Raw genomic sequence first — 1,796 nt, 5'->3', positions numbered from 1 at the left:
GGAAGGGTATCTCTTCAGTGACACCATCGCTCGGAATATCGCCATAAGTGACGACACTCCAGATGTTGATCGAATAAGAGCTGCGGCCAGTACGGCAAACATTGCAGACCATATAGAGAGCCTACCACTTGCCTACAACACAATGATCGGGCAAGATGGTCAAGGGATTAGTCAGGGGCAAAGACAACGAGTACTGATTGCCAGAATGGTCTATAAAGACCCTACATTTGTATTTCTAGACGAAGCTACGAATGCTCTGGATGCGAATAATGAGCGAGCGATCACAGAGAAACTAGAGGGCTTCTACAAAGGCAAAACCGTAGTGGTAGTCGCCCATCGCCTATCTACTGTCAGAAATGCCGACCAAATTGTAGTACTAGACAAAGGAAAAATTGTAGAAGTAGGCAACCATGAAAGTCTTACTAGCAGCCGAGGCAAGTACTATGAGCTAGTCAAGAACCAATTGGAGCTAGGTAATTGATATGGACAAGCAAGAAAGAAGCTACGAACTGAGGAGCGAAAAAGTACGAAGCATTGTAGGACAAATACCGCCTGCACTCGTTAGATATGGCACAATTATCCTATTTGCCGTCTTGGTGGTCTCATTTGGTATCGCTTACTTTATACCATACAAGCAAGTCTATTCAGGCAACATCACCTTTTACGACGTGTCGGAGCCTACTACGCCAGCCTATATCACTTTCGGCAACGATAAAGCTCTGACCAAAATTGCCGAGCCTACTCCTCTCACCATCCACCTCGATGCACAAGACATTACAGTACAATTGCGGAGCATAGAGAATAGACGAGATACCCTCAATCGCTATCCCGCAATCATTGAAGTGGGGATGCAGGCTCAACACATTTCTGACTTACAAAATAGCACTTCTGACTTTACCCTAGTAAAGAGTACAAACAGTTTATTGTTCCAATTTCTACCCAAGAAAAGAAATAGTGAACTTTTAAACGCAAAACGTTGAACTAATTTAAGATATAGAGTATGGATGTTTTTGATTATATCTCCAAGAAATTAAGAGACACATTTGTCTACTTTAAAAATAGGACTAAACAAAAGTATGAGGGCGATCGATTTGAAGAATGGGTTGTTTCTAACTCTAACATACAGAAAAACCCTAAAGAAGCAGATGGAAAATCATACTGGAGGCTTATTGAGTGGAGAGGGGATAATTACGTTTCGGGCTGGTACGCATTGTCAAACCTTTCTCCAGACCTCGTACTTGCATGTATTCATGATCCAGACAGTCAGTATTTTGGAGAAAACATAGCAGTTGAATGTAAGTACCGAAATAATAGAAACAACTTTTTTCTAGAACCTGAGCAGATTAAGAATTATGAAGAATATATTGTTCAAAGGAAACCCCAAATAAAAGTGTTATACTATTTATTTGGTTTCGGTTGGAACAATAACGCTCCAGAGGAAGTGTATCTAATTCCATCAACTGCTTTATACGAATATGATAGAGAGACAGGGGAAATAAAGTTTCTATATTCTCCAAACAAAACCAGAATGGAGGGTAAATTTAAAGATTACCAAGTAGTATTGGATAGAACCAAAGGTAAAAAATATATCCAATACAAGCTAAAGCAGAGTTAATCAAATCAATGTTTACTCTTTCATGAGATAGGAGAGAGCAGGATCTGCTTTGATGCGATTGATTTCGCTCTCTACAAGAGCAAGCACTTCCTGCTTTACATGGTGATAGTTGGCTTCGATGGCTTCTTGGAGACCATCGGAGCCATCTGCTTTAGTGAAGTCTGCGATTGTCGGGATGGGT

Annotated in this window: 3 protein-coding genes; all 3 read left to right on the top strand. The window is 40.7% G+C overall.

Translation table 11 applies throughout. The features are described 5' to 3' along the window. The coding region (locus IX315_RS09540; RefSeq protein WP_211837416.1) for an ATP-binding cassette domain-containing protein at window positions 1-481 on the top strand (481 nt) is incomplete at its 5' end. Window position 482: 1 nt separating this feature from the next. Beyond that, a complete protein-coding gene (locus tag IX315_RS09535) occupies window positions 483-980 on the top strand; it encodes a hypothetical protein (protein WP_211638278.1) in 498 nt (165 codons plus the stop codon). 20 nt (window positions 981-1,000) lie between these two features. Further along, window positions 1,001-1,615: a hypothetical protein gene (locus IX315_RS09530; protein WP_211637510.1), complete on the top strand. Its 615-nt coding sequence runs from the start codon at window positions 1,001-1,003 to the stop codon at window positions 1,613-1,615. Window positions 1,616-1,796 lie beyond the last annotated feature (181 nt).

The organism is Porphyromonas levii (assembly GCF_018206105.1).
GTDB classification, from domain to species: domain Bacteria; phylum Bacteroidota; class Bacteroidia; order Bacteroidales; family Porphyromonadaceae; genus Porphyromonas_A; species Porphyromonas_A levii.
Note: the sequence above shows the minus strand (reverse complement) of the source record. Positions and strands in the feature narration are given on the sequence as shown.

Bases quoted from the DNA above. Each gene is read 5' to 3' on its own strand.
- IX315_RS09535 (WP_211638278.1), top strand. From the start codon at position 483: ATGGACAAGCAAGAAAGAAGCTACGAACTGAGGAGCGAAAAAGTACGA.
- IX315_RS09530 (WP_211637510.1), top strand. From the start codon at position 1,001: ATGGATGTTTTTGATTATATCTCCAAGAAATTAAGAGACACATTTGTC.